This is a genomic window from Caballeronia sp. AZ10_KS36 (genome assembly GCF_023631105.1).
Classification (GTDB): Bacteria; Pseudomonadota; Gammaproteobacteria; order Burkholderiales; family Burkholderiaceae; genus Caballeronia.
In genome coordinates this window covers 61,956-86,473 of sequence record NZ_JALQDQ010000040.1, presented here as the reverse complement: position 1 = coordinate 86,473, position 24,518 = coordinate 61,956, and the positions used below count along the sequence as shown (strand labels likewise).

General features: G+C 64.2%; 21 protein-coding genes. 8 read left to right on the top strand and 13 right to left on the bottom strand.

All coding sequences use genetic code 11. From position 1 onward, the window contains the following. The first annotated feature begins 105 nt into the window (after positions 1-105). On the top strand, positions 106-1,296 hold the full coding sequence (locus NCR35_RS25880; RefSeq protein WP_250536775.1) for a phytanoyl-CoA dioxygenase family protein: 1,191 nt from the start codon (positions 106-108) through the stop codon (positions 1,294-1,296). A gap of 14 nt (positions 1,297-1,310) precedes the next feature. Here NCR35_RS25880 and NCR35_RS25875 read toward each other — a convergent pair whose 3' ends face one another. Further along, positions 1,311-2,144 (bottom strand): oxidoreductase, encoded by an 834-nt coding sequence (locus tag NCR35_RS25875; RefSeq protein ID WP_250536774.1) that lies wholly within the window; start codon positions 2,142-2,144, stop codon positions 1,311-1,313. 106 nt (positions 2,145-2,250) lie between these two features. Between NCR35_RS25875 and NCR35_RS25870 the strand changes: the two genes are divergently transcribed. Beyond that, positions 2,251-3,198 (top strand): AraC family transcriptional regulator, encoded by a 948-nt coding sequence (locus tag NCR35_RS25870; protein WP_250536773.1) that lies wholly within the window; start codon positions 2,251-2,253, stop codon positions 3,196-3,198. A gap of 16 nt (positions 3,199-3,214) precedes the next feature. Here NCR35_RS25870 and NCR35_RS25865 read toward each other — a convergent pair whose 3' ends face one another. The 8 genes from NCR35_RS25865 to NCR35_RS25830 form a co-directional block, all read right to left on the bottom strand. Beyond that, on the bottom strand, positions 3,215-3,778 hold the full coding sequence (locus NCR35_RS25865; RefSeq protein ID WP_502801729.1) for a c-type cytochrome: 564 nt from the start codon (positions 3,776-3,778) through the stop codon (positions 3,215-3,217). Positions 3,779-3,815: 37 nt separating this feature from the next. Further along, on the bottom strand, positions 3,816-5,108 hold the full coding sequence (gene soxC / locus NCR35_RS25860; RefSeq protein ID WP_250536771.1) for a sulfite dehydrogenase: 1,293 nt from the start codon (positions 5,106-5,108) through the stop codon (positions 3,816-3,818). A 251-nt stretch (positions 5,109-5,359) separates the two neighbouring features. Then, the gene (locus NCR35_RS25855; RefSeq protein ID WP_244851711.1) at positions 5,360-6,379 is read right to left on the bottom strand and encodes an ABC transporter substrate-binding protein; all 1,020 of its coding nucleotides are present in this window, start codon (positions 6,377-6,379) and stop codon (positions 5,360-5,362) included. A 36-nt stretch (positions 6,380-6,415) separates the two neighbouring features. Next, positions 6,416-7,324 (bottom strand): SMP-30/gluconolactonase/LRE family protein, encoded by a 909-nt coding sequence (locus NCR35_RS25850; protein WP_250536770.1) that lies wholly within the window; start codon positions 7,322-7,324, stop codon positions 6,416-6,418. Positions 7,325-7,375: 51 nt separating this feature from the next. Further along, on the bottom strand, positions 7,376-8,362 hold the full coding sequence (locus tag NCR35_RS25845) for an ABC transporter permease (RefSeq protein WP_250536769.1): 987 nt from the start codon (positions 8,360-8,362) through the stop codon (positions 7,376-7,378). Then, positions 8,359-9,309 carry an ABC transporter permease gene (locus NCR35_RS25840; protein ID WP_244851714.1) on the bottom strand — a complete coding sequence of 317 codons (951 nt, stop codon included), beginning with the start codon at positions 9,307-9,309 and terminating at the stop codon, positions 8,359-8,361. Before NCR35_RS25840 ends, NCR35_RS25845 begins: the two co-directional genes overlap by 4 nt. Then, on the bottom strand, positions 9,306-10,793 hold the full coding sequence (locus NCR35_RS25835) for a sugar ABC transporter ATP-binding protein (protein WP_250536768.1): 1,488 nt from the start codon (positions 10,791-10,793) through the stop codon (positions 9,306-9,308). The genes NCR35_RS25840 and NCR35_RS25835 overlap by 4 nt, the downstream gene beginning before the upstream one ends. 54 nt (positions 10,794-10,847) lie before the next feature. Next, on the bottom strand, positions 10,848-11,882 hold the full coding sequence (locus NCR35_RS25830; protein ID WP_250536767.1) for a substrate-binding domain-containing protein: 1,035 nt from the start codon (positions 11,880-11,882) through the stop codon (positions 10,848-10,850). 372 nt (positions 11,883-12,254) lie between these two features. On the opposite strand from NCR35_RS25830, the gene NCR35_RS25825 reads away from it, so the two are divergent. The 4 genes from NCR35_RS25825 (at position 12,255) to NCR35_RS25810 (ending at position 17,947) form a co-directional block, all read left to right on the top strand. Further along, a complete protein-coding gene (locus tag NCR35_RS25825) occupies positions 12,255-13,460 on the top strand; it encodes a sensor histidine kinase (protein ID WP_250536766.1) in 1,206 nt (401 codons plus the stop codon). An 84-nt stretch (positions 13,461-13,544) separates the two neighbouring features. After that, on the top strand, positions 13,545-13,727 hold the full coding sequence (locus NCR35_RS25820; RefSeq protein ID WP_250536765.1) for a hypothetical protein: 183 nt from the start codon (positions 13,545-13,547) through the stop codon (positions 13,725-13,727). Between the two features lie 94 nt (positions 13,728-13,821). Beyond that, positions 13,822-16,239, top strand: a complete 2,418-nt coding sequence (locus NCR35_RS25815) for an FdhF/YdeP family oxidoreductase (RefSeq protein WP_250536764.1) — start codon at positions 13,822-13,824, stop codon at positions 16,237-16,239. Between the two features lie 163 nt (positions 16,240-16,402). Beyond that, on the top strand, positions 16,403-17,947 hold the full coding sequence (locus NCR35_RS25810) for a methyl-accepting chemotaxis protein (RefSeq protein ID WP_250536763.1): 1,545 nt from the start codon (positions 16,403-16,405) through the stop codon (positions 17,945-17,947). Between the two features lie 15 nt (positions 17,948-17,962). Here NCR35_RS25810 and NCR35_RS25805 read toward each other — a convergent pair whose 3' ends face one another. Both NCR35_RS25805 and NCR35_RS25800 read right to left on the bottom strand, forming a co-directional pair. Next, positions 17,963-18,961 (bottom strand): glycosyltransferase family 2 protein, encoded by a 999-nt coding sequence (locus NCR35_RS25805; protein ID WP_250536762.1) that lies wholly within the window; start codon positions 18,959-18,961, stop codon positions 17,963-17,965. A gap of 244 nt (positions 18,962-19,205) precedes the next feature. Then, on the bottom strand, positions 19,206-19,604 hold the full coding sequence (locus tag NCR35_RS25800; RefSeq protein WP_250536761.1) for a tautomerase family protein: 399 nt from the start codon (positions 19,602-19,604) through the stop codon (positions 19,206-19,208). Between the two features lie 119 nt (positions 19,605-19,723). On the opposite strand from NCR35_RS25800, the gene NCR35_RS25795 reads away from it, so the two are divergent. Together NCR35_RS25795 and NCR35_RS25790 are read left to right on the top strand one after the other, a co-directional pair. Continuing rightward, complete coding sequence (locus NCR35_RS25795) at positions 19,724-20,623, top strand: LysR substrate-binding domain-containing protein (protein ID WP_250536760.1); 900 nt, start codon at positions 19,724-19,726, stop codon at positions 20,621-20,623. 121 nt (positions 20,624-20,744) lie between these two features. Beyond that, on the top strand, positions 20,745-21,146 hold the full coding sequence (locus NCR35_RS25790; protein WP_250536759.1) for a tautomerase family protein: 402 nt from the start codon (positions 20,745-20,747) through the stop codon (positions 21,144-21,146). 27 nt (positions 21,147-21,173) lie between these two features. On the opposite strand, the gene NCR35_RS25785 is transcribed toward NCR35_RS25790, so the two are convergent. After that, entirely contained in the window at positions 21,174-23,081 is a 1,908-nt protein-coding gene (locus NCR35_RS25785; RefSeq protein ID WP_250536758.1) for an AAA family ATPase, read from the bottom strand. 484 nt (positions 23,082-23,565) lie between these two features. After that, entirely contained in the window at positions 23,566-24,498 is a 933-nt protein-coding gene (locus NCR35_RS25780) for a LysR substrate-binding domain-containing protein (protein WP_250536757.1), read from the bottom strand. Positions 24,499-24,518: the final 20 nt, after the last annotated feature.

The window sequence follows — 24,518 nt, the reverse complement described above, 5'->3', positions numbered from 1 at the left end:
AAACCGGCTCGCGATATAAAACGGCGCAATCGCGGTTCTTTTATGCGTTTATGCTAACGCCCGCCGCGACGATGCGTCTATGCTACGGAAAAAACGGAGCGAGACATGAATGCCACGAATGAACCCCACGAGACGTTAGCAACGAACTGGTATCGCGAAAGCGACTGCTCACTCGACGCATTCGCGCAACAGCTGCAAAGAAAGACCGATGCCGTCCTGCGATTCGCAGCCGAGACGCAACGCGATATTCCCATCTACGATTGCCGCGCGCTTGATAAAGCGTTGATCGATCCTGTCGGGCAGCGAGCATTGCAGGCCGAATGGGCGAACGTGCTGCTCGACGGCGCGGGCGTGCTCGTGCTCAAGAGCGCGTTTCACGATACATCGCCCGTCGACGACGCGACGCATATCTTCGATTCGATCATCAGACAGGAACGCGAATCGGGCACGCGCGGCGCCGATCATTTCGCCAAAGCAGGCGCGAACGACCGCATCTGGAACGCGCACGAAAAGCTGTGTCTCGCGGCGCCCTCCGTTTTCGCGCGTTATTTCTCGAACGCGTTCATCGCGAGCATCGCGCAGGCGTGGCTCGGACCCGGCTTTCAGATGACCACGCAAGTCAACGTGGTTCGTCCTGGCGGCGCGGCGCAGCAGGCGCACCGGGACTACCATCTCGGCTTTCAGACCGTGGAGGAAGTGCAGCGCTTCCCGGCGCATGTTCATTCGATGTCGCCGTTGCTGACGCTTCAAGGCGCCGTTGCGCACAGCGACATGCCGATAGAAAGCGGTCCAACGAAGCTCCTTCCGTTTTCGCAGCGTTACGCGCCGGGTTATCTCGCGTGGCGACGTCCCGACTTTCGCGGCTTCTTCGAAACGCATTGCGTGCAGTTGCCGCTCGCCAAGGGCGACGCCCTCTTCTTCAATCCGGCGCTGTTCCATGCGGCCGGCGCGAACCGCACGCAAGACGTGCAGCGCATGGCGAATCTCTTGCAAATCTCTTCGGCGTATGGGCGCGCGATGGAAACGCTCGATCGCATGCGCATGTGCGAAGCCGTTTATCCCGTGCTGCTGGACTATCGTGCGAAAGGCCAGTTCACCGCGACGGACATCGATTGCGTGATTGCATCGACCGCTGAAGGCTATGCGTTTCCGACCAACCTCGATCGCGATCCGCCAGTGGGCGGTCTCGCGCCCGAGAGCCAGCAGGCGCTGATGCGCCGGGCGCTCGACGAAACATGGAACGCATCCACGCTTCGCGAGGCCCTTCGCCAGCAGGCGTGGAAGCGACTCAGCTAACACGTGTCGCCGCATCAGCCGTCAGTGGAACGCGTGAGCGTTTCCCACTGACTGATCTCGTCGGCGAGCGCGGTCAGCTTGTCGCGCACCAGACCGAGCGCGTCACTGCCGAGCAACAGATGCAGGGGCGGCGCGTCGCTCTCGATGACAGCCAGCATCGCGCGCGCCGCCTTCACCGGGTCGCCGAGCTGCTTGCCGCTCTTTTCCTCGCGCGCCCGGCGAATGGGATCGAAGAGCGCATCGTAATCGGCGATGGAACGAGGCGTGCGCGCCATCGAGCGGCCAGCCCAGTCGGTGCGGAACGAACCCGGCGCCACGGCCGTCACGGCAATGCCGAACGATTTCACTTCCTTCGCCAGCGTCTCGGAGATGCCTTCCAGCGCGAACTTGCTGCCGCAATAGTAGGCGATGCCCGGCATCGTGATGAAGCCGCCCATCGACGTGATGTTGAGAATGTGACCCTTGCGCCGCGCGCGCATGCCCGGCAGCACCGCCTTCATCATCGCGACCGCGCCGAACACGTTCACGTCGAACTGTCGACGCATCTCGGCGAGCGGCGATTCTTCCATCACGCCTTCGTGACCGTAGCCCGCGTTGTTGACGAGCACGTCGATCGGACCGACGCTCGATTCGATCTCGGCCACGACGCCGTCGATGGCGTCGAAGTCCGTCACGTCGAGCAGGCGACCCACGGCCCTGTCCGGCGCGAGGGCTTCGAAGTCCTGCTTCGCCTGCTCGCTTCGCACGGTGCCGATCACGCGATGGCCTGCCGCGAGCGCTTCCTCGGCGAGTGCCCGGCCGAAGCCGCTGCTCACGCCGGTAATCAGCAGAATACGGTTGGATGACATGCGCACCTCTACGATGAAATGAAAGAGAGTGCATAGTATTCTTTGCCCCGATGCGCTTTAAGGTCGGATATTCTGCTTTTATTGCCTATTCTTATCGTCGCCTTCGATGTCATCGAAAGAGACCGCCGCATCGCGGCAGCGTATCGTGGACTTGCTACGGCCATTGGCGCCCAATGAAGGCTACAACCTGACGCTGCTACCCGATGTGCGCATCCTGCGTTCGGACCGCGCGTTGTCGCGCACGCCTGTGCTCTACGATCCGGGCATCGTGATCGTCTGTCAGGGTCGCAAGCGCGGCTATTTCGGCGATCAGGTGTATCTGTATGACGAGCTGCATTATCTGGCCGTCGCAGTGCCCGTGCCCTTCACGATGGAAACCGACGCGACGCCTCAGCATCCGCTACTGGCCATTTACATGCATCTGGATTTTCAGGTGGCGGCAGAGCTGATGATTCAGATAGACCGTCATCACATGCCGGCGCGCGCGGAACCACCGCAAAGCATGATGTCGAGTCCGATGGATGCAGACATGCGCATGTCTGTCATGCGCTTTCTGCAAGCGTTGAGTCGGCCGCTCGATGCAGCGGTTCTTGGTCCCGCGCTGGTGCGTGAACTGTATTTCCGCGTGCTGACCGGCGCGCAAGGCCATGCGATGCGCTCGGCGCTCGCGATGCAGGGGCAGTTCGGCAAGATCGGCAAGGCATTGCGCCGCATTCACGCGACGTACGCGCAGCCGCTCAATCTCACGCAACTGGCGCGCGAAGCGGGCATGAGCGTGCCGACCTTCCACACTCATTTCAAGGCCATCACACACACGTCGCCCATGCAGTATCTGAAGTCGACGCGGCTACATCAGGCGCGTCTCCTGATGGTGCGTCAGGACATGACGGCGGAGGCGGCCTCTCATGCAGTGGGCTATGCGAGCGCCTCGCAATTCAATCGGGAGTTCAAGCGCCTCTTCGGAACGACACCGGCTGCGGAAACGAAGCGCATGCGCGAGAGCTTCGCGGTCCCTCCGCCTTTCGCCGGCGCGGAGTACGTTTCATCGCATTAGGCGAGCGCGCGCGACATCATAGATGACCCGGCCGCGGGTCCGGCACGAAGCCGTCGCGATTCGGCATGCGGATGGCAGCGAGCGAATGCGCGTCCAGCCGCGCGTCGTCGGGCACGATGCCGTTGCGGTTCAGAATCCATGCGCTCAACGCGTACACCTCGTCTGCGCTCAGCGATTGCGGCGCGTTATACGGCATCGCGCGGCGGATGTAGTCGAAGAGCGTCGTGGCGTACGGCCAGTAGCTGCCGACCGTGCGCACCGGTTTGTCGCTCGCGAGCGTGCCGCGTCCGCCGATGAGCCGGTCGCCGATGCGGCCTTCGCCGTTCGCGCCGTGACACGCGGCGCACTTCGCGGCGAAGATGTGCGCGCCGGTCGCCACGTCTCCGCTGCCCGCGGGCAGGCCACGGCCATCGGGCGCGACGTCGATGTTCCATGCGGCGATTTCCGTCGCGTTCAACGGCGTGCCGATGGCGTCGATGGCCGCACGCTGTGCCGGGTCGTGCGTGAGCGCGTTCTGCGCGCCGCCATCGCGTGCGGGCGTGCTGCAAGCGGCGAACGATACCGCAGCGACGCCGATCATCAACGGCCGCAACAGACGATGCTTCAGAGCGGGGGCGTTATGCATTTTTCACGCTGCCATCGGCGCCGATGCGCCATTGCTGAATGCCGTTGTAGTGATAGTTCGAGTTCAGCCCGCGCGCGGCGACCAGCGCCTCGCGCGTCGGCTGAACGTAGCCGGTCGAATCGGTGGCGCGCGAGAGAATCGCGGCAGGCTCGCCCTTCCACACCCAGCCCGCATGAAAACGCGTCAACGCGCGATCCTTCGGCGGGCCGTCGAGCTGCGCTTCCTGCCATGAGCGCCCGCCGTCGGTGGACACCTCGACCTTGCGAATGGAGCCACGCCCCGACCACGCGAGTCCGATGATCGGGTAATAGCCGCGAACCGTGAGCCGATGCCCCGGCGATGGACGCGTGATGACCGACTTCGCATCCATCTCGAACACGAACTGGCGCGCCTGCCCGTTCGCAAGCGGGCTCGTATATTTCGACGTTTCCTCGCGCGTTTCCAGCGGCGCGTCGACGAACTTAAGGCGGCGCAGCCACTTCACGTTCGTATTGCCCTCGAAGCCCGGCACCACGAGCCGCAGCGGATAGCCGTTCTCCGGCCGCAGGCGCTCGCCGTTCTGCGCATAGACGACGAGCGCGCGGTCGAGAATGCGATCGAGCGGCAGGCTGCGCGTCATCGCGGCGGCGTCGGCGCCTTCCGCAAGCATCCAGCGCGGCGTCTGACCGTCGCTGGCCGCGAGACCGCCCGCGGCCTCGATCAATGTTGAAAGCCGCACGCCGGTCCACTCGCAGCACGACAGCAAGCCGTGCGTCATCTGCACCGGCAGACCGCTCGGCCCTTTCCATTCGCTCGCGGTGTTGCCCGAACACTCCAGAAAGTACACGCGCGATTCGGATGGCAGCCGCAGCAAGTCGTCCATCGTGAACAGCTTCGGCTCGCGCACGAGGCCGTGAATCGCGAGCCGATGCTGATCCGGATCGATGTCCGGCACGCCCGCATGATGCCGCTCGTAGACGAGGCCGTTAGGCGTGATGGCGCCATGCAGATCGGCGAGCGGCGTCAGCGACGAAGCCTGGCCCGGCACGGGAAACGCGCGGGCTGCGCGGCGCACGACGTTCGCTTCGCGCGGCGACGGCACGCCATACGGATGTTCGAGAATGGGAGCGCCGGGCGTGCGCGTCCACGGCTGAACCGCGAGCGGCTGCAACAGCGAAGACGCAGCGTTGGCGCTCGGTGCCACCACTGCGGACACGGCGAGACCGCGCAGCATCCGGCGGCGCGATGGCGATGCCGTTGTGTCGATGTTCGCGGAAGGCGATGAAATGCGGGGAGTTCGCGGCATGCTGGGGCGCCGGGGGAGAGTCGGTCGGGGAAAACAGTATAGGACTCGCCTTCCGGAACGCACAGCCCTTGTTGCGCCTATCGATATGAAGCTGGATCATAAGCGCGTGCCGCAGTGCTGCGCATCGGCATTTTCATAAGGATGCCGAACGACTCAGTGCTGAGCATCGGCATCACGACATGAACATGCCGCCGTCCACGTTCACCGTCTGACCGGTGATGTCAGGCGCGGCCAAGGACCGCGCCTCCGCCCTACTTCTTCCCATCAACCACCGCGACCACTTCCTCGCGCGTGTACTCCTTGTTCGCCAGCGCGCCGGCCGGCGTCTTCGCGAGCACCGCATCGAGCTCGTCGGCCTTCACTTCGAGCACCGGCATGCGGATATCGTGCGGCACCTTCTTGCCCGCGAGAATCTGCTGCGTCACCCAGAAAGCGAACGACGAAGCGCCCGGCGGAATCGTCACCGACATCGTCTCGTAGCCGCTCTTCTTCTGATCGGCCCACCACGCGAGTTCTTCCTGCCGGTTGCCCAGAATGATGATCGGCGTCGGCCGTCCCGCCGCCTTGATCGCCTGCGCCGCGCCGTAGCCGTCGCCGCCCTGCGTCACCACGCCATCGATCTTCGGCAAGGTCGGCAGAATGCCCGCGACTTGTTTCTGCGCGACGGTCTGCGTCCAGTCGCCGTGCACCGAGCCGACGATCTTCAGCCCCGGATACTTCTTCAGTTCATCGACGATGCCCTGATGAATCTCGTCATCCACCGACACGCCCGCGAGCCCGCGAATTTCGAGCAGATTGCCCTTGCCGTTCAGGCGCTTGGCCAGATAATCCACCTGCATGCGGCCCATGCCCTGAAAATCCACCGCGATGCGATACGCGCACGGCTCGGTCGCGATGCCGTCGAACGAGACCACCGTCACGCCCGCGCCGCACGCCTGCTTGATGACGCCGTTGAGCGCCGTCGGCGAAACGGCATCCACCGCAATCGCCTTGAAGCCCTGCAAGATGAGGTTCTGTATCTGCTGGACCTGCTCGGTGGCCTGGCTCTCGGCCGTCGTGTAGCTCGGCGCGGCCGCGACGATCTTCTGCTTCACGGCGGGGTCCGCCACGTTCGACCAGCTCTTGAGCATCTGCTGGCGCCAGCTGTTGCCCGCATAGTTGTTCGAAAGCGCGATCTTCATCGAGGACGTATCGCCCGTCGCCACCTGCGCCGACGCGCCCACCGATGCCGACGCCATGCACAGCGCCAACGCGAGTTTCCTGATCTTCATGCTTGTCTCCGGTTCTTGATTTGATGTGCTGGCGTGTCAGCGTCCCGCGCCGCGCACGCCGACATGAAGCGAATAAATAGACGACGTAGCCGCGATAAACAGCCGATTGCGATTGAGCCCGCCGAAGGTCACGTTCGCGACGACCTCCGGTATCAGGATCTTGCCGAGCAGCGTGCCGTCGGGCGCGTAGCAATGCACGCCGTCTTCCGCGCTCGTCCAGACGTTGCCGTGCTCGTCGAGGCGCATGCCGTCCGGCACGCCGCTTTGCATCTCGATGAACACGCGCCCATTGCGCAATGCGCCTTCGCTGGATACATCGAACACGCGAATATGACGCGGCGCTTCGTCGTCGTGGGAGGCTGCGGAATCCGCGATATAGAGCCGCGATTCATCCGGCGAGAACGCGAGGCCGTTGGGCTTCACGAAGTCATCGCAGACGAGCTGCACGTCGGTGCTTTGCGACGACACGCGATACACGTTGCATCGCCCGATCTCGCTGTCCGCGCGATAGCCTTCGTAGTCGCTCAGAATGCCGTAGTCGGGATCGGTGAACCAGATGTTGCCCTTCGAATCGACGACCACATCATTCGGTGAATTGAGCCGTTTTCCTTCGAAGTGCGAAGCAATCACGGTCACGCTGCCGTCGTGCTCCGTGCGCGTCACGCGCCGCGCGCCATGCTCGCAGGTGACGAGCCGCCCTTCGCGGTCGCGCGTATTGCCGTTGCTGTAGTTCGACGGCGCGCGAAAGACGCCCACGCCCATGCCGGGCGCCCAGCGCAGCATGCGGTTGTTCGGAATGTCGCTCCAGACGAGCAGGTCCGTGGCCGGGAAATACACCGGTCCCTCGGCCCACAGGCACTCGTCGGTGATTTTGGAAAGAAACGCGTTCGGCTGAAGCAGCAGCCTGAATCGCGGATCATGCACTTCGTAGTCGCTCGGTTTCATGTCTCCTCGTCCCTTCTGTGGATCGATTCTGTGGATCGAAATTGTCGGATGTCAGCGCGCCGTCTTGCCGCCCGCCGCCACCGTCACCGCGATGATGAGCACACCGTAGACGATCGCGCGCACGCCCGCATCCGCGCCGACTGCGTTGAGCGCGGCGTTCGTCAGAAACAGGAACATGGACGCGCCCCACACGCCGGCAATCGTCGCCTTGCCGCCCGTCACGAGCGTCCCGCCGATCACGACGACCGCAATCGAGATCAGCATGTACTCGACGCCCATGTCGAGCGACGCGCCGCCCGAAGTCGCCGCGAGCAAGAGCGCGGTGAGCGCCGCGATCATCGAGCAGAGCACATACGCGATGCAGCGCGTCGGATGCACGTTCACACCCGCGAGCCACGCGGCCCGCGCGTTCTGTCCGATGGCGGAAAGCCTGCGGCCATAGACCGCGCGATGCAGCAGCACCGCGAGCGCCACCGACAACGCGAGCGCAAGCAGCGCGATATACGGCACATGGAAGAGCCGGCCCGTGGCGAACGCGCCGAGCGCGGGCGGCGGCGGCGGAAGCTGGCGTCCTTGCGTGATGGCGATCGACTGAATGATGAAGCTGGAGGACAGCGTCGCGATGATCGGCGGAATGCGCAGCAGGCGGATCAGCAGATAGTTCACGATGCCGATCGCCGCGCCCACGCCGAGCGCCGCCGCCACGCCCAGCAGAATCTGTCCGTTCTCACCGCCCATCACGTGCATGCCGACGACGCCCGCGAGCGCGATGGTCGACGGCACCGAGAGGTCGATGTTGCCGACGCCCGATGTGATGACGAACATCTGCCCGAGACCGACGAGCACCATGAACACGCCGTAGGTCAGCGCGGTCTGCGCGACGTTGCTCGCAATGCCGAAGCCGAAGATGCCGACGATCGCGAACCACACGAGCACCGTGCCCGCGAAGGACCACGCCCACGGCGCCTGAAGGCTTCTGAGCCGCGTCCACGCGGTTTCGTTGTTGGCGATCGCCTCGCCCGATGTCTGCGTCTTCATTGCCGCTCCCCGCGTTGCAGCAGCACGCGCAACGACAGCACGATGATCAGGATCGCGCCCTGCATGCCGACCTGCCAGTCCGCCGAGATGTTGAGAAATGCCAGAAACGATGCCGCGAGCGTCAGCGTGATCGCGCCCAGCACCGCGCCGATGACCGACACGCGCCCGCCGACGAACTCGCCGCCGCCGAGAATCACCGCCGCGATGGAAAGCAGCGTGTAGCGCAGCGCGAGGTTGGCGTCGGCTGAAGTCGTGAGGCCGAGCAGCGAGAGCCCCGACAGCACGCCGAATATGCCCGCGATGCCGTAGAGCGTCGCCTTGCTGCGCACGAGCGACCAGCCGAAGCGGCGCATTGCGCGAGGATTGCCGCCCGCGCCGCGAATGCGCACGCCGGCCGAAGTGCGCATCAGCAGGAAGTGCCCGATGACGGCGATCAGCACCGACCACACGATAGGCGCGGCGATGAACGGCGTCTGATAGCCCATTGCCGTGCCGAGCCAGCCGGGGCTCGTGCCGCCCGGAGAAGGCAGGAGCACGATGGCAAGCCCGCTCCACACGAACGAGAGCCCGAGCGTCACCACGATCGACGGAATCTGCCGCAGTTCGATCAACGCGCCGACGGCCGCATACGCGAGCACGCAGCCGACGAGCGCAAGCGTGCCGAGCCACGGCTGCTTGACCAGCAGCGTCGCGCCGATGCACGCGACCAGACTCACGAACGAACCGATGGACAAGTCGAGATCGTTGACGGTGATGATCGCGAGTTGCGCGAGCGTCGCGAGCACGATCGGCACGGCGAGATTCAAGAGCAGGCTGGAGCCGAAGTAGCTCATCACCGCCGGCTGCATGATGAGAATCGGCACCAGCACCGCGACGAGCGAGATGGCGGGAAGCAGTGCGCGCAGACGCGCTTGCGTGCCCTGGAACGTCGTGCGTGCGGGGGTCATGCGGCCTGCTCCTCGAAACTCGCGGCGAGGAGCGCTTCTTCCGTGCATTCGTCGGCGTGCAGCACGCGCGTGACGGCCGCCGAGCGGAACACATATGTGCGGTCGCAGTGCGACAGCTCCTCGTTTTCTGTCGTGTACCAGATGAACGTGCGGCCCTTCGCGGCTTCGTCGTGAACGAGGCGATAGATATCGCGCTTCGTGCCGACATCGACGCCGCGCGTGGGGTCGTCCATCAGAATGAGTTGCGCATCCGATGCGAGCGCGCGGGCGAACAGCACCTTCTGCTGATTGCCGCCCGAGAGCGACAGAATGCCCGCGTTCATCGACGCGCCGCGTATGCCGATCTTCGCGCGCCATGCTTCGACGAGCGCGCGCGCCGCCGCGAGATCCACGAGACCGCGCCTGGCTTTCGCGCCGCCGAGCAGCCACCGCAAGTCGAGGTTCTGCGCGATCGACCAGACCGGGAACACGCCGTCGCGCCCGCGATCGCCCGCGACGAACGCCGCTTTCACGCGAGACGCGCCGCGCTTGGTCGCGGCTTCATAGATGGCGAGCAGCGCCTCGGTCTGTCCTTGCCCCGCGAGTCCCGCGAAGCCGACGATCTCGCCGCGCGATGCTTCGATCGCCGTGTGCTTTTTCGCGCCGACGTGCCAGCTAAACGGCTTGTCGTCGCTGCGCGCGCTGCGCTCGCGCACGGCAGCCGGCGTCTTTTCCGCTTCGAGCTGCTGGCCCATCGCCTGAATGATCGACGCGCGGCTCGACTGCTCGCGCGGCAACACGCCGACGATGCCGCCGTCGCGCATCACCATCACGCGGTCCGCCACGCGCTCGATTTCGCCGAGCATGTGCGTGATGAGCAGACACGTGATGCCGTTTTGCGCCGCGCGCTGCACGAAGTCGAGCAGTTGATCGGCGGTGTGGGCATCGAGCGATGAAGTCGGTTCGTCGAGAATCAGAAGACGCACCGGCGTATCCGTGACCGTGAAGCCGCGCGCGATCTCCACCATCTGCTTTTGTGTGAGCGTCAGGTCGGAGACGAGCTCATTGCCCTTCAGGCCGTTGCCCGGAAAGATCTCTTCGAGCTTCTCGCGCATGAGCGCGGTCGCGCGTTTGCGCCAGCCGCGTCCGCGCAATTGCGGATGCACGACCGTCATGTTCTCCGCGATCGTCAGATTCGGGCAAAGCGAAAGTTCCTGGAATACGCAGCGCACGCCGGCCTCGCGCGCGGCGTTCGCGTCGTAATGCGGCGCCTCGCGGCCGTCCACTTCGATGCGGCCTTGCGTAGGCGTGTACACGCCCGCGAGCACGGCCATCAGCGTCGACTTGCCCGCGCCGTTGTGTCCCGCGATGCCGATGCATTCGCCGCGCATGAACGCGAAGTCGATGTCCGCGAGCGCGCGCACCCGCCCGAAGGTCTTGCCGATACCTTCGAAGCGGATCAGCGCGCCGTGCGCCTCGTTGCTGCTCATTGCTGTTGCGCCCATTCACATGCCTCCATGCGTGGCGTCTGTCCTGCGTCTGTCGTGCGTCTGTCGTGCTTATTTCTTGTCGAGCAAGGCCACGGTCTGCGGCAGCGTGTACGTCACGTCGGCCAGGCCGCCCGGCGGCGTCGCGGCGAGCTTGGCCGGCAGTTCCTGCTGCGAGATGGCGAGCAGCGGCACGTTGATGGTCACTTCCTTCGGGATCTTCTTGCCCGCGAGCACTTGCTGCGCGACCCAGAACGCGAACGACACCGCGCCCGGCGGATTCGACAGCGAACGCGACTGATAGCCCGTCTTCGTCTGCTCGCTCCACCACTGGAGTTCGGGATACGTGCTGCCGATGATCATCGGCGGCGCCGGACGATTCGCGGCCTTGAACGCCTGCGCGATGCCGAACGACATCTCGCCTTCGGTGGCGACGCCATCGACTTGCGGCAGCGTCGGCAGAATGCCGGCGACGGCCTTCTGCGCGACCGATTGCGTCCAGTCTCCGTTCACCGAACCGACGAGCTTCATCCCCGGATGCTTCTTGAGCCCTTCGAGCACGCCTTCGTGCATCAGGTTGTCGACGGAGATGCCCGCCACGCCGCGCACTTCGAGAATGTTGCCCTTGCCGTTGAGGCGCGTCGCGAGATAGTCGACGCCCTGTTCCGCCCAGCCCTTGAAGTCGAAGTTCACGCGATACGCGCAGGGTTCGTCGACCACGCCGTCGAACGACACGACGACGACGCCCGCGGCGCACGCCTTCTTGATCGTGCCGTTGAGCGCGGTGGGCGAAACGGCGTCGATGACGATCGCGTTGTAGCCCTGAAGAATCAGGTTCTGCACCTGCTGCGCCTGCTCCGTCACCTGGTTTTCGGCGGTCGTGAAAGCGGGCGCGGCGGCCACCTTCTTGTCGGCGACGGCCTGCTGCGCGACGGCATTCCAGCTCTTGAGCATCGACTGCCGCCACGCGTTGCCCGCGAAGCTGTTGGACAGCGCGATCTTCTTTTGCGACGTATCGCCCGTGGCGACCTGCGCGTGGGCAGCGCCAGCGAGCGCGCAAACGGCGAGCGCGAGCGCGGCCTTGACCGGCATTCCTTTACGGAACATCTGTTCGTCTCCTTTCATTTTTCTTGTGGACCGGCGCGACGCGACTCGATTATCGGCACGCCCCTTCAGGCGCATTCGCACGCGGTGCGGATGCGTTGCTTTCAGTTAGTTTGCTCGATTCGTCCTGCGGTCAGGCCAATCACGGTGGTCAGGCCACCGCAATCGCGGAGCCAGTATAGCGACTGGTGCTAGCGCGCGCAATTCGCTTCCGTTACCGGTAACGGCGCGGTGCGGGCGGCATCGCACGGTCCTCGGCAACGGTCGGTTTTTCCGGGTCGATGCAGGCGCAACGTAGGCTATGTGCGAGGACGCAAGCGCTGGCCGCAACCAGTCATTAGAATGGTTGAACCGCCAGCACACCCGTGAGAGCACATGAGCTTCGCGCGCAAAGCCACGTGGGCCGCCTGCATCGACAACCTCGCGTTCTCGGGGACCGAGACCGTGCCGGTGGCCGTGCTCCTGCGGCAGCGAAAGGCGCTCGCGAGCTTGCACGACGCATTCCAGGGCGAACGTTCGATAGCGCGGCTGCAGGATGCCGCCGCACAGGCCGCGTCGGCCGGCTGCGCATCGCCGATGGCAAAGGTCCTCGAACTTCAGCGCGCCGGCAACACGCTCATTTTGAAAGCGCAAGTCGGGATGGGCGCGGCGGCGATCGGGCGCGAAGCGGGCACGGCGGACGCCGGCAACCCGCCCGGCGAGGCGCTGATTTCGGCGCGGCCGGTCGTCGTCGCCAATGTGCCTGCGGAGCGCGGCGAGCGCGCGCCCGCGATCCTGCGCGAATACCGCGTCGTGACATCGGTGAGCCTGCCGCTCATCGGCGCCGAGGGACCGTACGGCATCCTCGAAGTGGACTACGACCAGCAGCACGAAGTCGACGCTTCTCACCTTTCGTTTCTCGCCTCGATTGCCGCGATCCTCGCGGAAGGCATCGAGTCGCGGCAACGGCACGAGGCACTGACCGAAGAACGCGACGCGAAGGCCGCGCTCCTGCGCGAGCAGCAGCACCGCATCCGCAACAATTTCCAGATGATTACCGCGCTCCTCGAACGGCGGGCGAGCGAGTGCGCGGACCCGGCGGTCCAAAAGGGCTATCGCGAAGTCGAGCGCCGCGTGTTCGCGATGGCATCGCTCTACGATCATCTGCTGGGACTCGGCGAGCATGACGAGAGCGTCGATCTCGGCGCGTATCTTGAAAACATGAGCGCGAGTTTCGAAGACCTCTACGATCTCCCCGGCCATGACGTCACCCTCGCGCTGGCGCTCGAGCGCGGTGCGGCGACGCTTTCCATCGACACATGCGCGGCTATCGGCACGGTCGTCAACGAACTGGTGGCCAACGCGGTCGAGCATGCATTCATTGGCTGCGCGGGCGAGATTCGCGTGGCGATGCAGCGCACAGCGGCGGGCGTCGAGATCGAAGTGAGCGACAACGGCTGCGGCTATGCCCCCGGCGCCAACGAGAACACCGGCTTGAGCACGGTGCGACGCATCGTCGGCAGCTTCGGCGGCCAACTGACGATGCAATCGGCACAAGGCAACGGCACGCGGTGGACGCTGACCCTGAGCGCGCCTGACTGAATGTAATCGTTGCGAGCCGCATGCTCGCCATCAGGCAGACGGCTTGCTGCATGACAGGCGATGACCACTACCGAGGACAACGCCATGACTCAACTCGCCCAGCCCCTGCGTCGCTCAACGGCGCCGACCGCGTTGTGGATGTCGACGCCATCCGACGAATCGGACGACGATCTCGACGACGTGCTCGACGAAACCGGCGCGGTAACGAACCGCAGCAACGGCAAGACCGGCACCAACACGGAAGCCGAGCCCGACCCGAAGTCCTGAGGCTTGCCAGAGCGGTCAAGTCGACGCAACAAGCCCTGAAGCAGACCGGCATAAGCCTTGCTGCCATCCGCAAGTCGGATAACGGAGAGCAGTAATGAGCAAGCGTGAAGTTCCGGGCGTAGGCCCGTATGGCGGACCGGCGGGTGGATGGGGCGCGTTGCAGGCCGTCGCGCGGGCGCTGAAGCAGCAGATGGGCGTCGCGCGTGAAGCGACGATGCTTCTCAAAGTCAACCAGCCCGCGGGCTTCGACTGTCCGGGCTGCGCGTGGCCGGACCCGCGCAGCACGTCGTCCTTCGAATTCTGCGAGAACGGCGCGAAGGCCGTCTCGTGGGAAGCCACCACGAAGCGCACCACGCCCGAATTCTTCGGACGCCACACCGTCAGCGAACTGTGGACGTGGAACGACTTCGCACTGGAAGACGAAGGACGGCTCACGCATCCGATGCGCTACGACGCCGCTTCCGACCGCTATCTGCCGATCTCGTGGGACGAGGCGTTCGAGCGCATCGGCCAGTCGTTGCGGGCGCTGCCGGACCCGAACATGGCGGAGTTCTATACCTCGGGCCGCGCATCGAACGAAGCGGCGTTCCTGTATCAACTGTTCGCGCGGCGCTTCGGCACCAACAACTTCCCCGATTGCTCGAACATGTGCCACGAGCCGACGAGCGTCGGTTTGCCCGAGTCCATCGGCGTGGGCAAGGGAACGGTGACGCTCGCGGACTTCGATCATTGCGACGCGATCTTCTGCATCGGACACAATCCCGGCACGAACCATCCGCGCATGCTTGCAACGCTGCGCGAGGCCTCCCGGCGCGGCGCGAAGATCGTCGTGCTGAATCCGTTGCGCGAGCGCGGACTCGAACGCTTCGCGTCGCCGCAGGACCCGGTCGAAATGGTGACGGGCCGCTCGACGGCCATCGCGACGGATTACATTCAGGTGCGGATCGGCGGCGATGTCGCGTTCCTCAAGGGCATGATGAAGACGGTGCTCGCGCTCGACCGCGAGAGCCAGGCGCAAGGCGGCGAAGGCGTGCTCGATCGCGCGTTCATCGACGAACACACGAGCGGCATCGAAGAACTCATCGCCGATATCGACGCGACTTCGTGGGAACAGATCGTCGGCGCGTCGGGCGTCGAGCGCGAGGAGATCGAGCACATCGGCAAGCTGTATGCGAATGCGAAAGCGGTGATCGCGTGCTATGGCATGGGCATCACGCAGCATCACAGCGGCACGGCCAACGTGCAGCAGATCGTCAACCTGCTGCTTCTGCGCGGCAACATGGGACGCGACGGCGCGGGCATCTGCCCCTTGCGCGGACATTCGAACGTGCAGGGCGATCGCACCGTCGGCATCACCGAAATACCGCATCAGGAGATGCTCGATTCGCTCGGGCGCGTGTTCGGCTTCACGCCGCCGCGCGAGCACGGTCACGGTGCGATCTCCGCCATCGAGGCGATGCGCGATGGCCGCGCGAAGGCGCTCATCGCGCTCGGCGGCAATCTGCCGGTGGCGATGTCGGATACGCCCGTCTGCTACGAGGCCATGCGCAAGCTCGACCTCGCCGTGCATATTGCGACGAAGCTGAACCGCTCGCACTTGCTGGTCGCGAAGGAAACGATCCTGCTGCCCTGCCTCGGCCGCACGGAACTGGATGTGCAGGAAAGCGGGCCGCAGTCCATCACCGTCGAAGATTCGATGTCGATGGTGCACGCGTCGCGCGGGTCGCTGCCGCCCGCGTCCGAACATTTGCGCTCGGAACCGGCCATCGTCGCGGGCATCGCGAAGGCGACGCTCGACGATCCGTCGCTCGACTGGGACGGCTGGGTGGCGGACTACAACCGCATCCGCGATCTCATCGAGCGAGTGTTTCCGCAGTTCGAGCGCTATAACGAGCGCATTCAGGACCCGGGCGGCTTCCGCCTCTTCAACGCCGCCGCCGCGCGCCGTTGGGACACGCCGGAGGGACGCGCGCGCTTCATCGCGCATAAGGGCGTGATGATGGACCCGCGCGTGGACCGCAGCGACGCGCTGATTCTCGCGACCATCCGCAGCCACGATCAGTACAACACGACGATCTACGGCTTCAATGACCGCTACCGCGGCATCACGGGCCGGCGCGACGTGGTGTTCGTCAACGAACGCGATCTCGAAGCGCGCGGGCTTCAGCACGGCGATCTCGTGGATCTGGAGACGATCGAAAGCACGGTCAGCGTCGGCGGCTCGCGCCGTCTGTGCGGACTCACTGCGGTCGCGTTCGATATCGCGCAGGGTTCCATCGCCGCGTACTATCCGGAAGCCAATTGCCTCGTGTCGCTCTCGGACAACGATGCGCGCAGCGGCACGCCGGCGTACAAGTCCATTCCGGTGCTGCTCTCGCTGAGCAAGGGCGACTGTCAGGTGGGCGCCGACGCGCACACATGGCAGGACGGCGACGTCCCCAACGACAAGACCGGCGCCACCGTCGCGGCGGAAGAGCCTGAACATCGGCGCGTGCGGAACACGCCGAACTAAGCGGGGCTAAACGGCGGCAGGCGCAAGCAAGCCTGCCGCATTTTCCGCACGCTCTGTCTATTTTTCGCGGGCTAAAGTCGGCGCATTCGTTTCCGTTATTACAGCCAGAGGCCGCTCGTCCCGCGCTGGCCGTAAGCGAATATCAACGAAAACGACGACTCGCATGACTTTTTCTAGAAAACTCTGGCTGCCCCTGCTCCTGAGCCTTGCGTGCCTGGCAGGAATCTCCGTGGCCGACGCATTCCGCATGCGCGCCGTACGCACCGAGCAGACCAAGCTCGATATCAAGCACGCGACGGAAGTCGCCAACAGCATCATCAAAGAGTTCGCGCAGCAGGCGGCGAGCGGCACGATCACGCAGGACCAGGCCAAGCAAGGCGCGTTGAACGCGATCCGCGACATTCGCTTCGGCGACAACGGCTATTTCAGCGTGTTCGATTCGCAGGCCAAAGTGCTGGTGCATCCGATGAAGCCCGAGTTCGTCGGCAAGATGATGATGGACTTCAAGGACCCGAACGGCGTCTATCTGTACCGCGAAATCATCGACGTGGGCAAGCGCGAGGGCGCCGGCTACACCTACTATTCGTTCGCGAAACCCGGCAGCAACGAGATCCTGCCGAAGATGTCGTATGTCTCCATGTATCAGCCGTGGGACTGGCTCATCGTGACGGGTGTGTATATCGACGACATCAACGCGGCCTTCTATGCGTCGCTCGGCTGGAGCCTCGGCGTGCTCGCGGCGATCGCGGTGGTGCTGTGCGTAGTCGTGTCGCGGCTCAATCGCGGCATTCTGCGGTCGATGGGCGGCGAGCCGTCGTACGCGGCGGAAGTCGCGAACCAGATCGCGGACAACAACCTCACCGTCGATGTCGCGACTCAGGCGGACGACCGTTCGAGTCTCATGTATTCGATGGCGCGCATGCGTGCCCAGTTGCTGACGGCGATCGAGAGCGTGAAGACGTCGGCCAACGCGATTGCGAGCGCGAGCCGCGAGATCGCGGTCGGCAATACGGATCTGTCGTCGCGCACGGAGCAGCAGGCGGCCTCGCTGCAGGAAACGGCGGCGAGCATGGAAGAACTGACCGCAGCCGTGAAGCACAACTCGGAGAATGCGCGGCAAGCGAGCGGACTGGCCGGCACGGCGCGGGACGTCGCGAAGGAAGGCACGACGATCGTCGGCGAAGTGGTCGGCACGATGGCCGAGATCGAGCACAGCTCGCACAAGATCGGCGAGATCATCGACATGATCGAAGGTATCGCGTTCCAGACCAACATCCTCGCGCTGAATGCGGCCGTCGAAGCGGCGCGCGCTGGCGAGCAAGGCCGCGGCTTCGCGGTGGTGGCGGGCGAAGTGCGCAGTCTCGCGCAACGCTCTTCGACGGCGTCGAAGGAGATTCGTGAACTGATCGAGGCGTCCAGTACGCGCGTTACCGCGGGCACGCAACTCGTCGGCCGCGCCGGCGACACGATGACGAAGATCAGCGCCGCTATCCAGAAGGTGACCGACATCATGGACGAGATCGCGTCTGCATCGAACGAGCAGAGTCGCGGCATCGAACAAGTGAATCAGGCCATTAGCCAGATGGACGAAGTCACGCAGCAGAACGCGGCGCTGGTGGAACAGGCGGCTGCGGCGGCCGGGTCGTTGCAGGATCAGGCCGAGCAATTGAAGTCGACGATGGCCGTGTTCAGGACGGCTTCGGTCTGATCCTGATTGCGGGAACTAACGCAGCGGCCGCGAGCCTGTGGAATGCAAAGTGGCGTGGCCGAGCGAATTCAGCTTTCGCGATACGCGGCGCAGCAGAAAGCGGCCGACATTCCATGCGATCCACGGGTCGCTCGCGCACGTCTTCAGCACGCTCGCGGTGCCTTCGGACTTGCGCATCGAGATGAGCTTCGTTTTTGCGTCCAGCCAACGCAGGCTCTGCGAGCGTCGCGCGACGAGTGCTCGCAGACGGGGATTGCCGCTGATTGCAGGCCGCGACAACAGTTCGTCGGTGGCCGTCTTCATCGCGCTGTAGTTCACCTTCGTACGGCTCATGCCGGACGAGGTCTTGCTGATGGAGCCCGTTCTCTCCGTGTAGAGATAATAGGCATCGTTGGCGCACACCCAGACACAACCGGATAGCAGCGCGTCGAGCATGAAGTGGAAGTCCTCGCCATGACGCAAGCTCACCGGATAGCGCAGCCCTCGACTCACCAAGGCGTCGCGGCGAAATAGCGGCTTGAGAAGCCCGAAGTCGCATCCGGTCGATTCCCCCGCCGCGTTGTACAGGAACGTATCCAGCGTGACTGCAAAGTGCGGCTCGCTTCCTCTCGGACGAAACCCGGTGCGCACGACTTTCTGTGCGATGGCGTCGTAGATCAACAGATTGTCCGTCACGATATCGGCGCCGGTATCGTTTCCGAGGCGCACGAGCCGCTCTAAGCGTTCCGGCGCGAACCGGTCGTCGGCGTCGAGAAGCGCGATCCACTGACCGCGTGCGTGCGCGATGCCCGCATTGCGCGCGCCGCCCGGCCCCACGTTCTCGGCGAGGTCGATCAGCTTAATGCGGCTGTCTTCTTCCGACGCAGCTTGCACGACCTTCGCGGTATTGTCAGTGGAGGCGTCGTTCACGACGACGATTTCGAGTGGCGCGAGCGTCTGCGTTTGCAGCGATGCCAGCGCGACTCGTACGAAGTCCTGCGCGTTGTACACGGGAATGACGACCGATACCGACATGCCGAATCCTCCCAGACTGCCACACTAGCGGTCAACGGTTCTGTTGGCCGCGGCGCTCGGTAGCCGAAGGCTTCGATGCGGCGCGGCTCTTACCGAATGCTCCTTAGCATAGTCAAAGCAAAATGCGAGTGCAATGCACAAACATCGGCAGTGCGAATCACAAGGTCGAATAGACGGAACGTTCGGACGATAACAGGTGCATAGCAATGTTCAGGCGAATCGCGCGCCCGATCTCCGATACGGTCTAGCTGCCCGACTCCTCCTTTACATAGGATGCCGAACCATTACCGAACGACCATTCGTCTCGTGCATTCGGCTGCAAGACAATCAGAACGTCCTCCGGACGCAGGCCCGGGTTCTCCGCGAGATTGCTCGCAATCGCCTTGAAGAGCGCTTTCTTCTTCGCAGTGTCGCGCCAATTGCCCGCCGTGATGTTGATGATGACCAGATCGTCGGTGCGATGAATCCCGAGATAGTCGCTGTCGTAGATGAACTCCTCGCGCTCATGCTGATGAACGAGATGGAATCGATCATCGGCCGGCGCGCCATAGGCCTCGACCAGCGCCTGATGGACGCCGTCGCTAATGGCTCGGATATGCGCGGGGGACTTGCCTTTGATCAGAGAAATGCGGATGAGCGGCATGGCTTCGTCACTCCTATATGACTGTGGACGTCTGCGGTACTTGACGTACACACGTTACGGCCCGATCATCATTCCGTAAATTTGAAACTTACGAAGGGTCGCATCTGCGAAATCGAACGATGCCTACGCGAACCAATCTCGACATGGATGTGCTGAGAACCTTCGTCACCGGGTTCGAACTCGGCAGCTTCGCGCGCGCGGCGGAGCGCTTGGGCCGCTCGCAATCCGCGATCAGTACGCAGTTGCGCAGGCTGGAGGATCAGATCGGCCGGCCTCTCGTGCAGAAGTCAGGGCGCGGGCTCGCGCTCACCACGGCGGGCGAAGGTCTGCTGAGCTACGCGAAGCGCTTGCTCGAACTCAACGACGAAGCAGTGGAAACCGTGAGGGGATCGGACCTGGAGGGCTGGGCGCGGCTCGGCTTGCCGCAAGACTTCGCGGAAAGCTGGCTGCCGGCGGTTCTCAGCCGGTTCGCGAGAGCGCATCCGAAAGTGCGCGTCGAGGTTCAGGTGGATAGAAGCGCATCGCTCATCGAAAAGACACTCACAGGCGCGCTCGATGTGGCGCTCGTCTGGGGAGACGGAAGCGCGTCGCCGCACGGCGAACGCGTGGCGGCCGTGCCGATTCAGTGGGTCGGGCGGCCTGATTGGGGTGGCGTGGAAAGTCTTGGCGGGCAGCCTCTGCCCTTCGTCGCGTTCGACCCGCCGTGCACGTTCCGCTCGGCCGCCGTCGATGCGATGGATGCAGCCGGCCTGTCGTGGCGGCTGGTGTTCACCAGTCCCAGCCTCTCGGGGCTGTGGGCCGCGGTCGAAGGCGGCCTCGGCATCACCGTTCGAACCGCCTTAAAGATGCCGCCATCGCTCGTTGCGCTCGACCCGATGTCAACCGGCTTGCCCGCTCTGCCGCTCGCGCCGCTTTCGCTTCATCGCGCAGAAGCCGAAGCCACAGCCGCAGTCACGAAGCTAACCGATATCGTGACCGAAACGATCCGTGACGAACTCGCCGCCGTGGCTGTGCGCTGAGCGACGGTTCGATTCGATGGATGAATGAGTTCCAAACTTTCAAATTGCTCGAAGCGGCGAGCGGCCATATCTTCTCGATACGCAACGCTCTCGCGTGTGCATCGAACAAGGAGAAATGGCCATGCCCTTCATCAGCGTCAAAGCGATTGGTGAACCGCTCGCGCAGCATCAAGTGAAAGCGATTCAAGAAGGCATCACTGCGTTGATGGTCGATGTCCTTCGTAAAGTCGGGCCTCTCGTGGCTGTTCTGGTCGAACAGGTGCCCGCCAAAAGTTGGACCGTGGGCGGTGAGCCGGTCGCGTGTGCCGCGCAGGTCGATGCCATCGTCAGTGCCGGGACCAACACTGCCGAAGAGAAGGCCCGCTTCGTCCGTGAAGCCAATGCACTGCTTAAATCGGTGATCGGCAGCAGGTTGTCCGAAGTGAGCTATGTCGTGATCCACGAAGCGCCGAAAGACAGCTGGGGCTACGACGGACTTACGCAAGCGTATCGCGCGGATGCGCACGCTTCGCGCGAAGCATGAACGTGATGATGCACCCCGAGCATCCGCTCAAGCCGCGAGCGCCTCGTCGATCGCTTCGACAGCCGCCGCATGCTCGCGAATCAGCCGATACACCGTCTCGCCCGGAACCGTCTCCGACACGAGCAGTTGATCCGCAATCGCGCGAAGCACCGGCTCATTCGCCTTTAGCAGCGCGAAGCACGCATCGTTCAGGTCGGAGAGAAGCTCGTTCGCATGTCCGATCGCCGTCTTCAACTGAAGGCCCGCGACCTGTTGCGGCAAGGCGGCGAGGCTGAACAGATTGCCGTCGTTATTGAAGCCGAACTTCGACACCATATCCAGCCCGATGCGCGATGCTTCCTGCAAATCCTGCGCCGCGCCGCTCGATGCCTCGTTGAACATCAACAGTTCCGCGTTGCGTCCGCCGAGCAGCACCTGAATCTCGTTACGCATCTCGGTCTCGCGATACAGATGCTTGTCCTGCGCCTTCGTGATGAGCGCGACGCCGAGCGCGCCGCCGCGCGGCAGGATGGTGACTTCTTCGAGCACGCCCGTGTTCAGCAGCGCCGCAACGAGCCCGTGCCCGGCTTCGTGAATGGCAATGCGCGTGCGTTCGTCGTCGGACAGCGCGCGCTCCGCCCCGTTGATATCGCCGATGCGCGCGATCTTGATCGCTTCGACGAAATGGTCGGCCGCCACTTCCGTCTCCCCGGCTTTGCGCGCCACGAGACCCGCCTGATTCACGATCATCGCGAGCGTGGCCGGCGACAAGCCCGTAGTCAGCCGCGCGAGCTGCGTGAAGTCGATGTCGCCCGCCTTCGTCTTGAGATTAGCCGCGTAGAAACGCAGGATCTTCTCGCGGTCGTCGATATCGGGCAAACGCACCTGAATGGTCCGATCGAAACGGCCAGGGCGGCGCAGCGCCTCGTCGAGATTGTCCGGGTGATTCGTCGCCGCAACGATGATGACGCCTTCGTTCGACGCGAAGCCATCCATCTCGGCAAGCAGCTGGTTGATGATGCGGTTGCTCTCCGCTTCGACCGGACCGCCGCCCGTATCCGTGCGCTTGCCGAGGCCGTCCGCTTCGTCGATGAAGATGACCGTCGGCGCGTTCTTGCGCGCGAGTTCGAACAGATGCTTCACCTTCTGAATGCCGACGCCATAGTATTTCGCGCTGAAATAGCTGCCCGTGATCGCGATGAAGTTCGCGCCGCATTCGCCCGCGAGCGCCTGCGCGAGACGCGTCTTGCCGACGCCCGGCCCGCCCGTCATGAGGATGCCGCACGGCGCGCGCACGCCCATGCCGGTGAATTGCGCGGGCTCGGTCAGCCACGCGCGCACGTCCGCGAGCGCGGCTTTCGCTTCGCCTGCGCCGATGACGTCGTCGAAGCGCATCGTCGGCGATTTCGCCAGCAATTGCGCGCCGCCGCGCATCTCGCGGCGCATGAACCACAACAAGCCGCCGACCATCGCGACGGGCAACAGGATGCTCAGGAGATCGCGCAGTCGATTGAAGTCGTCGTCCCAACGCGCCATGCCGGTTTGCACGTTCGCGTCCGGCAGCCAGACCAGTTGATACGGCGCGGCTTCGCCGGACTTCATATCGCCGATCAGGAGCGCATTCGAGAAAGCGCCGTTATGGTCGGCAACGTAGTACTTCTCCCCGCGCTGCGTCGATACGAGGATCGCATCGCGGCTCACGCCGATGGCGGCGACATCGCGGGCACGGATATCGGCCACGAGCTGCGAGACGTCTTTCTCGCGATGCGTCCACGGCTTCGCGTCAGCGCGCATCGCGCTCGCCACGCCGGCCAGCGCGAGCGGTTCGTGGCGAGCGGCATCGGCATGATGACGCCACACGATGGCGCTCGCCGTGGCCACCAGCGCGGCCACCGCGACGCCATACGCGAAGAAGCGGCCAAAGCGTGAGCGAAAGAGATTCCTTACCGGTTTCATCTGGCAAATCCTGAAACGCGTCGCGATGCGACCGTTCTTTGTGTAGGGCGAAAGCGCCCGGTCTGTAAAGGTGAGGCTTCGGTGGCGGGATGTCCGCCGGACACGGCATGACGATTGACCTTCGACCGCAGAAGAAATGTGCGCGTGGCACTAGCTGTTTTTACGGCGGGCCGCGGACCTTCTTGATGCCGAAACCCGAGACCGGTAATTTATTCGCGCTGTTTCAAGCGCCTAGAGCGCCGTTCGCACGGAGTGCAGGGTATCACAGCATGCGCAAACGCTGTCGTTCGGTAATTAATGCTGGAAAGGGGCTTGGTTGTTTGCGGGGGGTCTATGCGTGTTTGCTCATGGGGCTCTCGCGTAACCGCCCTTGATCAGCGGTACTTGCCCTCCTGTACAAATCAAACTTCGACTCTCAATCTCGGTCGATCTAAGTCATTCGTTATCCTTACGAACGACAGCGGACCGAAGCGCGCAGCGCCTCCTAACCGCGCCCCCTCCCCCGCCTCCTGTCCGTCTCGACCACCTCATCGAGCAATTCATCATGCAGTCCGCGCAGCACCTCGACGAAGGCCGACGCGAGCCGCTCGCGCGGACGATGGGGCGGAAACAGCAGATATGTCGGAAAGCGCGTGTGCGGCAGGAACGGCCGAATGACGATCTCCGGCCCCGCGAAGTCGCGAGCGACGATTGGATGCGCAAGCGTCACGCCCATGCCGTGACGGACCATCTCGCAGCACATCGCCGTATATTGCGCCTCGATGGCGAGCACGCGCTGGACGCCCGCGCGCTGAAACACATCGTCCATGGCGGCGCGCGTGCCGTCGCCGTGACACAGCGAGATGAACGATTCCCCTTCGAGGTCCTTCGGGCGGATGCTGCGCTTGGCGGCGAGCCGGTGATTCGCCGGCATCACGCAGACAGCCGGCACGTTCGATAACTGCTCGACCTCGCACTCCGACGCCTCGCTCACATAGACCGCGACACCCAGATCGCAGAACTGCGACGCCGTCCAGTGATTGACCGTACCCGACGTGTTCACGTGCAACGAGACCGTCACGTCCGGAAAGAGCGCGACGAAGCGCTTGATTGCGTGCGGCACGAGCGTCATGCCGGCCGATGGCATCGCCGCGATGCGCAAACGTCCGCTGCCCAGATTGCGAATCTGAGCCGCCGCGTTGGCGAGCCCCTGCAAGCCGACGAACGCGCGCTCGACCTCGCGAAAGAACGCCGTGCCCTCGCTCGTCGGAATGAGCCGCACGCCGCTGCGCTGGAAAAGCTGCAGGCCCGTGTCGCGTTCGAGCTGCGAGATCAGGCGGCTCACGTTCGGCTGCGACGTGAAGAGCGCCTTGGCCGCGGCCGTCATCGATCCCGACACCATGACCGCGCGAAACGCCTCGATATGCTTCAGGTTCATGCGTGCTTTCCCCTAAGTGC

Excerpts from the sequence above, each read along its gene's own strand:
- NCR35_RS25880 (WP_250536775.1), top strand. The coding sequence starts at position 106 with ATGAATGCCACGAATGAACCCCACGAGACGTTAGCAACGAACTGGTAT.
- NCR35_RS25875 (WP_250536774.1), bottom strand. The coding sequence starts at position 2,144 with ATGTCATCCAACCGTATTCTGCTGATTACCGGCGTGAGCAGCGGCTTC.
- NCR35_RS25870 (WP_250536773.1), top strand. The coding sequence starts at position 2,251 with ATGTCATCGAAAGAGACCGCCGCATCGCGGCAGCGTATCGTGGACTTG.
- NCR35_RS25865 (WP_502801729.1), bottom strand. The coding sequence starts at position 3,778 with ATGATCGGCGTCGCTGCGGTATCGTTCGCCGCTTGCAGCACGCCCGCA.
- soxC (WP_250536771.1), bottom strand. The coding sequence starts at position 5,108 with ATGCCGCGAACTCCCCGCATTTCATCGCCTTCCGCGAACATCGACACA.
- NCR35_RS25855 (WP_244851711.1), bottom strand. The coding sequence starts at position 6,379 with ATGAAGATCAGGAAACTCGCGTTGGCGCTGTGCATGGCGTCGGCATCG.
- NCR35_RS25850 (WP_250536770.1), bottom strand. The coding sequence starts at position 7,324 with ATGAAACCGAGCGACTACGAAGTGCATGATCCGCGATTCAGGCTGCTG.
- NCR35_RS25845 (WP_250536769.1), bottom strand. The coding sequence starts at position 8,362 with ATGAAGACGCAGACATCGGGCGAGGCGATCGCCAACAACGAAACCGCG.
- NCR35_RS25840 (WP_244851714.1), bottom strand. The coding sequence starts at position 9,309 with ATGACCCCCGCACGCACGACGTTCCAGGGCACGCAAGCGCGTCTGCGC.
- NCR35_RS25835 (WP_250536768.1), bottom strand. The coding sequence starts at position 10,793 with ATGGGCGCAACAGCAATGAGCAGCAACGAGGCGCACGGCGCGCTGATC.
- NCR35_RS25830 (WP_250536767.1), bottom strand. The coding sequence starts at position 11,882 with ATGTTCCGTAAAGGAATGCCGGTCAAGGCCGCGCTCGCGCTCGCCGTT.
- NCR35_RS25825 (WP_250536766.1), top strand. The coding sequence starts at position 12,255 with ATGAGCTTCGCGCGCAAAGCCACGTGGGCCGCCTGCATCGACAACCTC.
- NCR35_RS25820 (WP_250536765.1), top strand. The coding sequence starts at position 13,545 with ATGACTCAACTCGCCCAGCCCCTGCGTCGCTCAACGGCGCCGACCGCG.
- NCR35_RS25815 (WP_250536764.1), top strand. The coding sequence starts at position 13,822 with ATGAGCAAGCGTGAAGTTCCGGGCGTAGGCCCGTATGGCGGACCGGCG.
- NCR35_RS25810 (WP_250536763.1), top strand. The coding sequence starts at position 16,403 with ATGACTTTTTCTAGAAAACTCTGGCTGCCCCTGCTCCTGAGCCTTGCG.
- NCR35_RS25805 (WP_250536762.1), bottom strand. The coding sequence starts at position 18,961 with ATGTCGGTATCGGTCGTCATTCCCGTGTACAACGCGCAGGACTTCGTA.
- NCR35_RS25800 (WP_250536761.1), bottom strand. The coding sequence starts at position 19,604 with ATGCCGCTCATCCGCATTTCTCTGATCAAAGGCAAGTCCCCCGCGCAT.
- NCR35_RS25795 (WP_250536760.1), top strand. The coding sequence starts at position 19,724 with ATGCCTACGCGAACCAATCTCGACATGGATGTGCTGAGAACCTTCGTC.
- NCR35_RS25790 (WP_250536759.1), top strand. The coding sequence starts at position 20,745 with ATGCCCTTCATCAGCGTCAAAGCGATTGGTGAACCGCTCGCGCAGCAT.
- NCR35_RS25785 (WP_250536758.1), bottom strand. The coding sequence starts at position 23,081 with ATGAAACCGGTAAGGAATCTCTTTCGCTCACGCTTTGGCCGCTTCTTC.
- NCR35_RS25780 (WP_250536757.1), bottom strand. The coding sequence starts at position 24,498 with ATGAACCTGAAGCATATCGAGGCGTTTCGCGCGGTCATGGTGTCGGGA.